This is a genomic window from Xanthomonas sp. 4461, assembly GCF_024806475.1.
Taxonomy (GTDB): domain Bacteria; phylum Pseudomonadota; class Gammaproteobacteria; order Xanthomonadales; family Xanthomonadaceae; genus Xanthomonas; species Xanthomonas arboricola_F.
Map to the genome: position 1 here is coordinate 924,689 of NZ_JANTYV010000002.1, position 12,443 is coordinate 937,131.

The following is a 12,443-nucleotide window of genomic DNA, read 5'->3' on the forward strand; positions in this document are numbered from 1 at the left end:
GCGCGCTCCTACGGAAGCCAGATGGCATCCCAGAACGGATAAGCGCCAACCCGTTCAACCAGTCCGGCGCGCAGCGGATTGGCGATCAGGTAAAGACGCCCCGCCGTTAGGAAGGCGCACCAGCGCGGCCAGTCGCAATGACGTATGTGTGCCACCCGCATCGCATCAAAAAGACAGCGCGCGGCGATATTCCCCGCGGCTTTGAGCGCGCTTGCGCGCGATGTGGCTTTCCCGCTGACGCCAATCGCACGTAGGAGCGCGCTTGCGCGCGATGTGGCTCTCCCGGTGACGCCGCATCGCGCGCAAGCGCGCTCCTACGGAAGCCAGATGGCATCCCAGAACGGATAAGCGCCAACCCGTTCAACCAGTCCGGCGCGCAGCGGATTGGCGATCAGGTAGCGAGCCGCGATGCGCAGATCGTCTTCTTTGCGCAAGGCACGGTCGTGGTAGGCGCGCGTCCAAACCGCACCGCGCACCCCGCGTTGCTCATTGACTGCACGCGTGCTTGCCGCCTTCATGCGTGACACCGTCCGCGCCAATGGCGTCACATCCCCCAGCTGCACCAGCCAGTGGACGTGGTCCGGCATCAGCACCCAGGCAAGCAACGAGGCATCTTCCGGCACTGCGGCGATAAAGGCGCGGCACGCCGACGCGGCCAGCGGAAAATCGTCGAACACCCGTCGCCGCTGCCAGGTTGTGGCGGTGAGGAGATAGCAGCACCTTGCAAGCGAGCGCCGGCCGCAACGTAGCGCCCGATGTCCTGCGGAAATGGATCTGGTCATCGATGCATGCTGACCCGCCCGCGCAAACCCTTGCATCGGAGTCGGACGCTCGCTTCGGTGAGAAAACCCCGAGCGTAGGAGCGCGCTCGCGCGCGATGGGGCGTTACCGGGAAAGCCCCATCGCGCGCAAGCGCGCTCCTACCTTGTTGTTTTACGGCTGCACCACCATTCGCCGCTGCCAGGTTGTGGCGGTGAGGAGATAGCAGCCCCTTGCAAGCGAGCGCCGGCCACGACGTAGCGCCCGATGTCCTGCGGAAATGGATCTGGTCATCGATGCAGGCTGACCCGCCCGCGCAAACCCTTGCATCGGAGTCGGACGCTGGCTTCGGTGAGAAAACCCCGAACGTAGGAGCGCGCTGGCGCGCGATGGGGCGTTTACCGGGAAAGCCCCATCGCGCGCAAGCGCGCTCCTACCTTGTTGCCTTACGGCTGCACCACCGTGATCGTTGCCGGGGTGGTGCGGCCTACGCCACGCAACTCCGGCCGGTACATGTCTTCCACCAGCGACGGCGACACAATGTAGGTGCCCGGCGTCACCGCACGCACCAGGTAATACACCTGCGCCTTGCTGCCCGACGACAGCGACAGCGCGGCCACATAACGGTCGTCGCGGAACTCTTCGTGCTTGACGTCGGCGGCGCTGGAGCGCTCGCTGATGCCGATGCCGTCCACCACCACATCGGCCCATTGCTTGGCATCGCCGAGATTGAAATTCTCGATTTCCAGGCCGGCCGGCAACAGATCGGTGAGCAGGGCATCGGGCATCGATTCGTTGGCGGTGATGGTGACGCGCACGATCAGCGCCTCGCCTTCCTTCAACGCGCGCGGCGTCCACGGCTTGCCGTCGGTGGTGTACCAGCTGCGCTCCACGCTGAGGTGACGCGTGTCCGCCTCCGGTGCGGTACGCGGGATGCCGGCCACTTCAATGCTGGCATACATCGGCGCCTCGCCCTGCGGCGCGAACTGCACGCCGCGGGCCAGCGCCGCACTGTCGAAGCTGCGTGCGAACACACGGGCCGGTGCGATCTGCTGCACCTCGTCGCCCACCGTCAAGCTGCCCGAGACCTGCTTGCCCTGCCCCACCATCAACGCCTTGCCCAGCCGCGCCAGCGCGATCTGCTCCTGCGTGCTCAGCCACAACACACCGCCAGCACGGCGTGCATCCAGTGCCTGCCCCAGGGCCACCACGCGGGTGTCGTACTCGGGCTTGGACAGGCCACGTTCGTGCAGCAAGGCCATCATCAAGGCATCGTCGCGAATCGCACTGCCGTAGTCGCCGAAATACGGCGGCCGCTCGGAACTGTCCTTGGCGAAGCCGGCCTTGATCGCCGCCTCGCCCCGCTTGGTGTCGCCCTGCAGCGACAGCGCCGCACCCAGATGCACCAGCGACAGGCCAGTCAGCGCCTTGCTGCGCTGGTTGTCGTACAGCGCGCGCAGCGTGCCCAGCGGAGCGCGGTTGACGCGTGCCAGCACGTAGCCGGACCACGCCTGGTTGGCGAACTTCAGATTGTCGCGGCGGTCCTGCCCATAGAACTCGTTGCCGCCGGACAGCAGGTCTTCGCTGAGGCGGTTGAGCGCCTTCTGCAGCACGTTGTCGGGCACCGCAAAGCCGGCGTCCTTGGCATCGAGCAGGAACTCGGCGATGTACGGGGTCAGGCCCGGATTGACGTAGCCATCGTCGCCCCACATCGAAAAATGCCCGCTGGCGATCTGCATCGACGCCAGGCGGCCGAACGCGCCTTCCATGCGCTCGCGGCGCGTGGCCGCATCCAGCCCCTTGGTGCCCAGCGCCTTGGCAGTGGCCTCGTCGAGCAACAGCGCGGCATACCCCTTGCTGGTGGTCTGTTCGGCGCAGCCATACGGATACTCCAGCGCGCCCTGCATGGCGCTGGCGAACGGAATCGGCGGTAGCGGGCTGACCAGCATGCGCGCGGTGACCGAACCGGCCATCAGGCCATCGGCATTGGCGCTGTCCAGGGCGACCGGTGCCAGCGGGTCGAGCACGCGCGTCTGCGTGCGCAGCACCTGCGGCCACCCGGCACGTACCGGCAGCTCGTAGTTGCGGTCGGCCTTGAACCCATTGCCGTCCACACGCACGCGCACCTTGGCCACGCTATAGCCTTCGGTGGCCGTCAGCGGGAAGCTCAGCGTCTGCTTGGCATCCACGCCCAGCTTGATGCTGCGCGCCGCCTCGGCAATCGACAGCGGGCCGATGCCATCCACACGCACATTGAACTCGCCCGGCTTGCCGGTGAAATTCTGCACGTCCAGCGTCACCGTACTGCGGTCGCCCGGCGCCATCACGCGCGGCATGCTGGCTTCGGCCAGGATCGGCGCACGCACGATGGTTTCCATGTCGCGGTTGCCGTAGCGCGTGTCCGAATACACCAGTGCCGACACCCGCAAGGTGCCGTTGAAATCCGGCACCGGCAGTTGCACGCGCGCATTGCCACGGGCATCGAGCGTCACCGACCCGGAAAACAGGTCCACGGTCTGCACGCGCGCAGTCGGGCGCTTGGCCTGCGGCAAGGCTTCCAGCGCCATGTCGCCGCCGAACTTGAGCTTGCCGCTGGCGCCTTCGAAACTTTCGATCACGCGGCCATAAATGTCGTAGGCATCGGTACCCAGGCGCCGCTGCGCAAAGAACTGCGCGTTGGCATCGGGCACCGGGAAGCGGGTGATGTTGAGAATCCCGACATCCACCGCCGAGATGGTGACGTGCGCCGCCTTGCCCGCCAGTTCCGGCACGCTCACCGTCACCGGCAGCGATTGCTCCGGGCGCATCTGCTTGGGCGCCGACAGGCCCACCGCCACGCGGCGCGCCTTGCGATCCATCGGCACATACGCCACACCCACCGCACGCGCGGGAGTGATCTTGCTCGGCGCGGTGCCGCCGCGGAACACCAGCGCGGTGACGTAGACGTCGTGGCGCTCCCAGGCATCGGTCACCGGAATGTCGAACGTGCTACCCGGCTTGACGTCGATGTCCTGCACGTACAGCAGCTTGTCGCTTTCCACCAGCAGCACGCCCTTGCCGGCATGCGGCGGGGTCAGCGTGACCGTGAGCGTGTCGCCGGCACGGTAGCCGGTCTTGTCCAGCGCCAGCTTGACCTTGTCCGGGCGCGCATCCAGGCCGCGGTTTTCGTCGTTCCAGCTCCAGCCGGCACGGAACGGGTAACGCGTGGTCAGCCCGGTGGCCGGGTCGAACACGTCCAGGCGGTACTCGCCCCATTCCACCGGGAAATCGAGCTTGGCATTGCCGCTGCCCACATCGAGCGTGCGGGTGTCCTTGTTCTCGAAGCGGCGGGTGAAGTCGTAGTCCCAATGGTCGTCGGTGTAGTTCCAGTGATAGTCGCGCAGCTCGCGCACCAGCGTGGCCTTCAGGCCCTTGGCCGGCTGCGGCTTGCCGTCGGCATCCACGCGGGTGAGCTCGAACCGCGCGCTGCCGTTGGCATCGGCGCCGTCCTTGTCGTCGAACAGGGGGCGCACGCCGACCAGCGCCTTGGCCGGCCACAGCACCCGCTTGACGGTGCGGGTGACGGTGCGCCCGCCGGTCTCGTAGACGCTGCCGGACACCACCGCGGCGATCGTGCTGACCGGCTTGGCTTCGGCCGGCAGCGCGATGTCTTCGCGCAGGATGCCGTCGCTGCCGAACGTGGTATCGATCACGTCCTTGGCTTCGCGCGGCAGCTCCAGCGTGGGGTCGCCGAAGAACCAGCCCGGCAAGGACTCGAGCGGATGCTGCTCGACGCTGACCGCCAGCTTGGCGGTGAAGCGGTTGCCATCGGCCGGCGCGCCATACAGATACGCGGCATTGGCGACCAGCTTGAACGGCTGGCCGGCGCTCAAGGTCTTTTGCGCGGCATCCAGGTCCAGCTTCATGCGCTCGGGCAGGAACTCTTCCACCCGCACCGTCATGCCCTGCACGGCATCCTTGCTGGCCGGGTCGGTACGGAACTCCACCTGCCAGCGGCCGGTGGGCGCGTCGGCCGGAATCTGCTGGGTGAATTCGAAGTAACCCTGTTGGCCGGGTTGCAGCTTGGTTTCGCGGAAGGTCTTGCCGTCCGGCTGCTTCAGGCGCAGGAACACCGGCTGCGGCTTGGTGGGTTTGCCGTCGTTGTCGCGCAGGATCGCCGACACGCGCATGGTCTCGCCGGGGCGATACAGATCGCGGCCGGCCCAGGCGAACACGTCGAACCACGCACTCTGGCGACCGGCCACCGCGAACTCGCTCAGGTCCAGCGCCGGCTGGTTGAACGGCAGCAACGAAACGTCGGTCTTGCTGCGCGCCACCAGCACGTGGCCGGCATCGAGCGTGTAGTTGAGCAGCGCATTGCCGTTGCCGTCGGTGGCGCCCTTGAGGAACAGCTCGCCCTTGGCATCGAGGATGCGCACTTCCACGTTCTTGATCGGCTCGCCGCTCTGCAGCGAAGCGGTGTGCACGAACAGCTTGTCCTTATAGGCGCGCGTGTGCAGGCCGATGTCGCTGACGGTAAAGAACGCGGTCTCTTGCTCGCTCTCGAAACTACCGGCGCGCTTCATCACCGCAAAATACAGGCCAGGCTCCTGCAGTTCCTTGATGTCCTGCGTCGGCAGGTAGGTCAGCACGCGCTCGTTCTGCTTGCCGCCCAGGATGAAACGGTTGACGTACACCGGGTCGGCCAGCTTGGACAGCGGTTGTTTGCCGCTGTATTGGCTCTCAAGCTCCCAACTGCCGCGACGACCGCCGCGCTGAAACTGCTGGAAGAACGCCGGCAGCGACTTCTCGCGCACGCGCAGGAACTCCACGTCCACTTCCGGCACGTTGACCGACACCACCGGCAGTCCGCGGCTTTCGCGCGCCGGCAGCACGCTGCCTTGCGAAGCGAACCCGACCACCGGCTTGAGCGCGCCGGTGTAGACCTTCTGCTTGAGCGGCTTGCCCAGGCGGCTGCCGTCGGCGGCCAGCAGGTTGGCGTCGATCAGTACCGTGTAGTCCTTGGCCGCTTCCACATACGGGTAACGCAGCGTCTTGCCGTCATCGGACAGCGTCCAGCTGCTGTCGCCGGTGCCGACCTTTTCCTCGAAGCGCACCAGCGCATCGAAATCCTGCGTCCCCACCAGCGGACGCGAGAATTCCAGCGCCAGCGACAGACCGTCGCCGGCCTGGTCGGGATAGGCACGCGCCAACGCGAATCCGGTGATGGCCTGCTTGTCGGCCTTGATCGCCTCGCCGCTGGCGGCGGGCAATTGGCCACTTTCGTTGCGCTTGCACGCCACCGCGCCGATCGCCACGCTCAGCAACACCACCCACAGCAACATGCGCCGTGTACCCGACCACCTCATCCCTGATTCCCGGCTGTCCATTCGCGCTACCCCATGACTGAGGACGCAAGTATAGCGACGCCAATCGTGTCGCCGATGGCCGCTATGAGGCGACGCATGGAATTACCGATGGGCGGTGATCGTGTGCCGCTGTGCGAGCGTCGCGATGGCACCGGCGGCCCGACCAGCCGCACTGTCCCTGTCCATTGAGACAAAACACCTAAAGCCATCGAGATTTAGAACCGTGGCGGCGTTTAGGCGCGATCCGATGCTTAAGTCAAAAGCTCGGTGGGTCCAGGGCGCGGCGCCCTCACCGCTCGCGGGACACGCCGTGAACCCATCCTTGGGGGCTCGGTGGCGGCATCCATGCCGCCACACGGTCCCGCAACCGGCGAGGACACCGCACCAGACGGCTGGTCGGCTGCTTTATAAAAACCAAGCACACCGACCATCTCGACGGGTCCTTGCCCGCCCAGCGTCGCGGGACCTTACGCGGCATGGATGCCGCGTAAGAGCCTCCATGGACGGATTCACGGCGTGTCCCGCGACGCTGGGCGGGCAAGGGCCCTGCAGCCAAGTTGCAGCACTATCGCCGTAAAGCCGTTTCGTTCGCCGCTCTTAGTGCAACTGCAACAACGTGCGCATGTACATCTCGATCAACGCTGGCTTGTCCGCACGCAGGCACGCCTGCACGTTCGCGGTGCCTTTGCCCTCGCGGGTGTACCCCTGCGCATCGACCTCCAGATGCAATGGCGTGGTCGGGCACAGGTCGGGGCGCAGCAGCCAGGCCACCGGCACTGCGTCGAACAGGGTCGGCGTGGCGCTGGCCCAGGGCTGGTCGGTATTGCGCCACTGGTAATACAGCTGGGTGAGCGCATCGGTCAGATCATCGCCGTGCGCAAACAGCGCGACGCGTTCGGGTTCTTCCAGCGTGATCTGGGTGGCATCCAGCGGCAGCAACACGATCGGCACGCCGGCCGCGAACACCTGCTGCGCCGCCGACACATCGGAGAGGATGTTGTACTCCGGCGCCGGCGCACTGGCCGGCCGATACGCCGACTTGCCATAGCCAACGCGTACCGACCCGCCCATCGCCACGATGCGCTTGAGCTTGGCAAAGCCGGCCGGGTCGCGCCGCTGCGCCAGTGCGGCGTCGGTCATCGGCCCCAACACCAGCAAGGTCACCTTGCCAGGATGCAGGCGCGCCTGCTGCAGGATCATCGCCGCCGCATCCGGCAACTTGCCCGGCAACCGCCCCTTGGACGCCCAGCGCGCCTGGCTGAAGGGAATCGTACTGGTGGTGCGCGCGCCCACCGCCAACGGAATCTCGCTGCGCCCGGCCTGCTGCAACAGGCGCTGCAGCAGCTGCGCACGCAAACTGGTATCGCCCCAGGCCGATGCGATGCCCAATACCCGCAGTTGCGGGCTACGCAGCAACAGCCCGAGCGCAAACGCATCGTCGATGTCGTCGCCGATATCGGTGGAGACCACCAGCAACTCGGTGGATGCGGGCGTTGGCGTCGCCTGCGCTGCGGTCACGGCAGGCGTCTGCGCCCATGCCACTGCCGACGCACACCACAGCCCCAGCATCCACCACATGTTTCGCCATCTGCGCTGCATGCACCTACTCCTGCCGCCATAAAAAAACCGCCGGCATCATAGCCGGCGGTTCAATCGTGCTACACCAACACGCCGATCAGAAGTTGGCGCGGAACTGCGCACCGACGATGCGCGGGTCGTTGATGAAGCCGGTGAGGTTGTTGAAGTCGATCGCACCGGTCACGCGGATCTGGTTGGTGCAGTTGCGGCAGAACACCGACAACTCGTACGCGCCCGCGCCCCAGTTGTAACCGATCTTCGCGCCGCCTTCGACCAGCGGCTGGCCGGTGAACTCCTTGGAGTCGTACAGGAAGAAGTTCACTTCGCTGCGGTAGGACCAGTCGGTGTAGAAGAACAGCTCGCCGTCGTTGCCCATCGGGATGCCGTAACGCAGGGTGGCGTTGGCCATCCACTTGGCGGCCTGCGGCAGGTCGTTGCCGTCGATGATGGCGTTGCCGGCCGCATTGAGCGGGTCGGTCACGGTGCAGGTGCGGCACACGCCCACCGACAGGCTCGGGTCGTCGATGCGGGTCCAGTTGTAGGCGCCGCCGGCGGTCACGCGCAGGTTCTGGGTGAGCAGCGCTTCGAAGTCGAACTCGGCGCCGCGCGCCTTGGTCTTGTCGGCGTTGAGCAGGCGCACGTCGTTGGAGACGCCGCCCACTGCGGTGAGCTGCTGGTTCTTGACGCGGAAATCGTAGATGTCGAAGCTCAGGCGCGCGCGGTTGTCGAACAGGTCCGACTTGATGCCGATCTCGAACGAATCCACCGTCTCCGGCTCGGCCACGGTCAGCGGCGCGGTGCCCGAGGGCACGCCGAAGCTGGCGCCGCGGAAGCCACGTGCCGCACGGGCGTACACGTTGACGTCGTCGTTGATGGCGAAGGTGGCCGCCAGATCGCCGGTGACCTTGGAGTTGTCGGTCTCGCCGCTGGACGGCTCCACCAGCGTGACGCGGTCCAGCGCCAGCACGTCGAAGGTCTTCTTGTCGTAGGTGTAGCGGATGCCGGCGCGCAGGTTCAGGCGATCGGTGGCCGCATAGTTCAACGAGCCGAATGCCGCCCACGAGGTGTTGCGCTGGCGGGTCAGCTGGTAGCTGGCCAGATCGCCGCCGCTGAAGGTGTTGTAGGTGTAGTTCTCGCCTTCCACATCGTCGTGGAAGTAGTACAGGCCGGCCTGCCAGTTGAGCGGGCCTTCGTACTGCGATTCGGCGCGCAGTTCCTGGCTGTACTGGTCCAGGCTCTTGATGCCGCCGGCGGTTTCCACCGGGAACGGAATCGCGCCCGGACCGGACGGCGGTGCGAACACCGCGCCGAAGCCACCGTCGATGTCGCCACGGCTGTAGTACTTGCCGATGCCCTCATACGCGGTGATCGAGTGCAGCGCGATGTCGCCCAGGTCCCAGGTCAGATTGGCGCTGCCGCCATAGGTCTGCAGTTCCTGGGTGTTGGCGCCGTCGATGAAGGACTTCTCTTCGTCGAAGCCGTCCACCAGCTGGTTGGTGCCGGGCTGGATGATGTTGGCGCGGAACAGGCGCGCGGTGCCATCCAGGTGACGCGCATGCGCGTTGAACAGGGCACTGAAATCGTCGCTGGCCTGGTACAGCAGCTGCAGGCGCACGGCCGAGTCGGTATAGCCTTCCAGATCGCGGCCGTCGCGGTTTTCCACCCAGTCATCGCGACGCTGGCCCAGCGTGGACAGACGCGCCGCCCAGTGATCGCCCATCGCGATGCTCAGGCCGCTTTCCAGGGTCATGGTGCCGTAGGTGCCGTAGGACAGGCTGGCGTAGCCGTCATTGGCGCCGATGGTCGGCTTGACCGAGTTGAACTTGACCACGCCGGCCGGCGTATTGCGGCCGAACAGCGTGCCCTGCGGGCCGCGCAGCACTTCCAGGCCTTCCAGATCGAAGATCGGGAAGCCCTTCAGGAACGCGTTTTCCTGCACCACGTCGTCATAGATCAGCGACACCGGCTGCGAGGCGTAGGTATTGAAGTCGGTGTTGCCGTAGCCGCGGATGTACACGCGCGGGAACACACGGCCGTTGGACGATTCGATGTTGAGGCTGGGCGCCTTGCCCGCCAGCACGCGGATGTCCGAGCCGCTGGTGGAGATGGCGTCCAGAAATTCCGGGCGCAGCACGCTGGCCGACACCGGCACATCCTTGGAATCTTCCGAACGACGTTCGACCGTGACCTTGACCGCATCCAGACGCACGACACCGTCGTCGCCAGAAGCCTGCTGTGCAGCAGCGTGGAACGGGAGAAGCGAAACGACGGCAACGGCAAGCGCGCTGATCTTGAGCGACCGGCTGGCTGACATGGGAAGACTCCGAATTCTGGTGGCGGGGCGGCTGCCTGGCCTGCATGCCGCGGTGCAACAGAATTAACACGATTTACACAAATATGGCAGGGCGCGTGCGAAAAAGTTTCCATAATTCGAAAGAGCGTTCGAATTAATGCAACACACCCGTGCAATTTGTGCGCCAGGGCTGAGCCAGTCTCCCGATATGGGTTCAAGCGACGTCTTCTGCGTGTTGCTCCTGGCGCCGGCAATCTTGGTCAGGCGTGCGGTCGCCAGGGGCCTGCACGGCGGGCAGTGGACCGCTCCGCAGGGAGCCCGGGTGAACGGACGAACCGCAGACTTCGGAGGGTGAGATCCGGGTGCCATCGCCCGGCAACGCTGATCTGAAGCCGGCCCGCAGCGCAGGCGCATTGCGGGCGGCGTTGATCGCTGCGCAACCGGTGAGCCATCGGTTCTGTCAGTCAGGGGGCCGCTCACACCTCCCGGCAACACATTGCCGCCCGTCTTGGCGATGCCAACCGCTACCCAGGCAACGACGTGCGGATACCAGCACATGCGGCAAGCGAGCGCCCGGATCGGCAACGCGCGGCCGCCGCTCATTCACTCCGGCGCGGGCACCCGCACCCAGCCTTCCATCAGCACCCGCGCACTGCGGCTCATCAGCGCCTTGGTGACCTGCCACTGCCCATTGACCTGTGTTGCCTCGGCCCCCACCCGCAAGGTGCCTGACGGATGCCCGAACCGCACCGCCGAGCGCGCCGCGCCGCCGGCCGCCAGATTGACCAGCGTCCCCGGCACGGCCGCAGCAGTGCCGATAGCCACCGCCGCGGTGCCCATCATCGCGTGATGCAGCTTGCCCATCGACATCGCCCGTACCAGCAGATCGATCTCGGCCGCATGCACCGGTTTACCACTGGAGGCGATGTAGTCCGCAGGCGGTGCAACGAACGCCACCTTGGGCGTGTGCTGGCGCGTGGCCGCATCTTCCAGCCGCGCGATCAAACCCATGCGTACCGCACCGTGTGCACGCAAGGTCTCGAACATGCTCAGCGCACGCGGATCGCCATTGATGGCGTCCTGCAGTTCGGTGCCGGTGTACCCCAGATCGCGCGCATTGACGAAGATGGTCGGAATGCCGGCGTTGATCAGCGTTGCATCGAGCCGGCCAAGGCCGGGAATGTCCAGCTGGTCGATAAGATTGCCAGTGGGAAACATCGCTCCGCCCTCGCCTTCGGCATCGTCGGCCGGGTCAAGGAACTCCAGCTGCACCTCGGCCGCCGGAAAGGTCACCCCATCCAACTCGAAGTCGCCGGTTTCCTGTACCTGACCAGCGGTCATCGGCACGTGCGCCACGATGGTCTTGCCGATGTTGGCCTGCCAGATCCGCACCGTTGCCACGCCATCGCGCGGCAGCGTTGCGGCATCGACCAGGTCGTTGGCAATCGCAAACGGCCCCACCGCCGCCGACAGGTTGCCGCAGTTGCCGCTCCAGTCCACGAACGCGCTGTCGATGGACACCTGCCCGAACAGGTAGTCCACATCATGACCCGGCCGCGCGCTGGTGGAGACGATCACGCTCTTGCTGGTGCTTGAGGTCGCCCCGCCCATGCCGTCGATCTGCTTGCCATAGGGATCGGGGCTGCCGATCACCCGCAGCAACAGCGCATCGCGTGCAGCACCGGGCTTCTGCGCCGCTGCGGGCAGGTCCTGCAGACGGAAGAACACACCCTTGCTGGTGCCGCCGCGCAGGTAGGTGGCGGGGATGCGGAGTTGGGGAGCAAATGCCATGAAGGTTCCTTGAAAACGACGTGCGGACGTACCGGAAATTCTGCGTAGCGCATCGATACGATATGGCAATGCGTCACCGTGAAAATCTCAAGCATGCAATCCTGCGCAGATCAGAACGGCAAGTGCGCCTGGTCAGGCAGGAGGCCGTCGGGTCGCAACTGCCAACATGCAATGGGGGCATAGTGATACGGCCGCCCACCGCCCTCGACCAGTAACACTTCGGTAGCGTGCCACGTGATGGGCACAATGGGCTGCGTCAACTTGCTCGGCGCCGCATAGCTAATCGTTACGTGCGGCGTATGTCCGCTCGCAACGTGAAAGCCTTCGGCACGTAGCGCTGCTGCGATAGCAGCCTGTAACGCAACGAAAGCAGATGGATTGCCCTCTGCCCGAAATGCCCAATGCACTGGGTCTGTTCCGCGACTTGTAATCCGGTTCAAGCAAAACGTGACTGCCTGGGCATCGAGGCGATCACCCGCACGTAGCATGGCCGCACGCGCAGCAGGCCCTTCGAACCGATCCGAGACCGACTGATGCCAGTTGCCAGGATCGAAATAGGCATCGCCAAGCATCGCATCGAGACGGTGTGCAGCCACGGCACCGACCATGGCGTCAAGCACCTGCGGTGGCGGCTTGAGCGTGAAGATCAATCGCGAAGAGTCGGCCATGATGCT

At 65.7% G+C, this 12,443-nt stretch carries 6 protein-coding genes; all 6 read right to left on the reverse strand.

Going from position 1 to position 12,443, the window contains the following annotated elements:
• Positions 1–314 precede the first annotated feature (314 nt).
• Complete coding sequence (locus FHY19_RS11680) at positions 315–782, reverse strand: transposase (RefSeq protein WP_259166377.1); 468 nt, start codon at positions 780–782, stop codon at positions 315–317.
• Positions 783–1,205: 423 nt separating this feature from the next.
• Entirely contained in the window at positions 1,206–6,107 is a 4,902-nt protein-coding gene (locus FHY19_RS11685) for an alpha-2-macroglobulin (protein WP_259166237.1), read from the reverse strand.
• A 597-nt stretch (positions 6,108–6,704) separates the two neighbouring features.
• Positions 6,705–7,676: a nucleoside hydrolase gene (locus FHY19_RS11690; RefSeq protein WP_259166378.1), complete on the reverse strand. Its 972-nt coding sequence runs from the start codon at positions 7,674–7,676 to the stop codon at positions 6,705–6,707.
• Between the two features lie 106 nt (positions 7,677–7,782).
• On the reverse strand, positions 7,783–9,999 hold the full coding sequence (locus tag FHY19_RS11695; RefSeq protein WP_259166238.1) for a TonB-dependent receptor: 2,217 nt from the start codon (positions 9,997–9,999) through the stop codon (positions 7,783–7,785).
• A 582-nt stretch (positions 10,000–10,581) separates the two neighbouring features.
• Positions 10,582–11,769, reverse strand: coding sequence for a 2-methylaconitate cis-trans isomerase PrpF (gene prpF, locus FHY19_RS11700; protein WP_259166239.1), 1,188 nt, complete (start codon positions 11,767–11,769; stop codon positions 10,582–10,584).
• A gap of 110 nt (positions 11,770–11,879) precedes the next feature.
• Entirely contained in the window at positions 11,880–12,437 is a 558-nt protein-coding gene (locus tag FHY19_RS11705) for a 2'-5' RNA ligase family protein (RefSeq protein ID WP_259166240.1), read from the reverse strand.
• Positions 12,438–12,443: the final 6 nt, after the last annotated feature.

Bases quoted from the DNA above. Each gene is read 5' to 3' on its own strand.
- FHY19_RS11680 (WP_259166377.1), bottom strand. From the start codon at position 782: ATGACCAGATCCATTTCCGCAGGACATCGGGCGCTACGTTGCGGCCGG.
- FHY19_RS11685 (WP_259166237.1), bottom strand. From the start codon at position 6,107: ATGAGGTGGTCGGGTACACGGCGCATGTTGCTGTGGGTGGTGTTGCTG.
- FHY19_RS11690 (WP_259166378.1), bottom strand. From the start codon at position 7,676: ATGCTGGGGCTGTGGTGTGCGTCGGCAGTGGCATGGGCGCAGACGCCT.
- FHY19_RS11695 (WP_259166238.1), bottom strand. From the start codon at position 9,999: ATGTCAGCCAGCCGGTCGCTCAAGATCAGCGCGCTTGCCGTTGCCGTC.
- prpF (WP_259166239.1), bottom strand. From the start codon at position 11,769: ATGGCATTTGCTCCCCAACTCCGCATCCCCGCCACCTACCTGCGCGGC.
- FHY19_RS11705 (WP_259166240.1), bottom strand. From the start codon at position 12,437: ATGGCCGACTCTTCGCGATTGATCTTCACGCTCAAGCCGCCACCGCAG.